The sequence below is a fragment of the Oleiphilus sp. HI0125 genome (genome assembly GCF_001635355.1).
The window spans coordinates 1-895 of sequence record NZ_LWGF01000762.1 but is presented as its reverse complement, the minus strand read 5'-3'; the positions used below and the strand labels follow the sequence as shown (position 1 = coordinate 895).

The following is an 895-nucleotide window of genomic DNA, read 5'->3' as shown; positions in this document are numbered from 1 at the left end:
ATTCACTTGTCTTGCGGTATGCGCAAGATCCTGACACTCCAAAGTGCACTCTCCCGAGCCTGTTTGTACGATCAACCACTTACCATCTGTTTCGGGATAAAACCCTTTGGCATTTTGTTGATATCCAAAGCTATTGAGATTTAAGGTCGGGGTTAATAATTGGCCTTTATTTGTTTTGCCTGTCGGAATAGCGACACTGCCAAAATACATGAGCATTGCGAGCATGACTGGCACTCCGGCCACACAAAAAATACCAATCAATTTAAGTTGGCTTTTTCTTCTAGTTTGTTCAAACGATACCGACGATTCACTCATTCTTATACTCCCTACTTCTTGTTGTTATGTTCTTGGTATTAATTTGTATGTCGCCCATAGTGCCAGTATCACTAAAGCAAACGACATCGCGAACCACTGAAACGCATAACCAGTGTGTTTATCGGGTGTTTGCGACTGGTAATTCCAATACAAATCTGGCGCATCTATTGTCGCGCCAATGTCGGACGCGAATGGGACTCGATGTAGTAGCCTAAATTCGGAATTCTCCACTAAATCAGCGGCACTCAGTTCTCGTATTTTTTCCATGTTCAGTGACTGAACACGCCATATACTTTTCTCTCCAAACTCGGCATCTTCATTCCAAACGGGCAACGATTTTTCTGTCCAGTAGAAATATCCTGTCAAAGACTGAGGAGTTACAATACTGCTAACTTTTGGCAGCTTGTCTCTATATTTTGGTGCCGCTATCCACCCCTGATTCACCAATAAAGATCCGCCCGAATCTAAAGCGAAAACACTGGCCAGTTCATACCCCACTTTTCCTTGATATTGGCGGTTATCAAGCAAAAAGTGTTGCCCAGTAAAATGGCCCTGAATCAATCTAGGTTCGAATAATTTG

At 42.9% G+C, this 895-nt stretch carries 1 protein-coding gene and 1 pseudogene; both read right to left on the bottom strand.

From position 1 onward, the window contains the following. Positions 1 to 315, bottom strand: a pseudogene (locus tag A3762_RS12000) (hypothetical protein); the annotation flags it as partial. Positions 316 to 339: 24 nt separating this feature from the next. Continuing rightward, positions 340 to 895: SURF1 family protein (locus A3762_RS11995; protein WP_197469220.1), on the bottom strand; the 556-nt coding region annotated here is incomplete at its 5' end.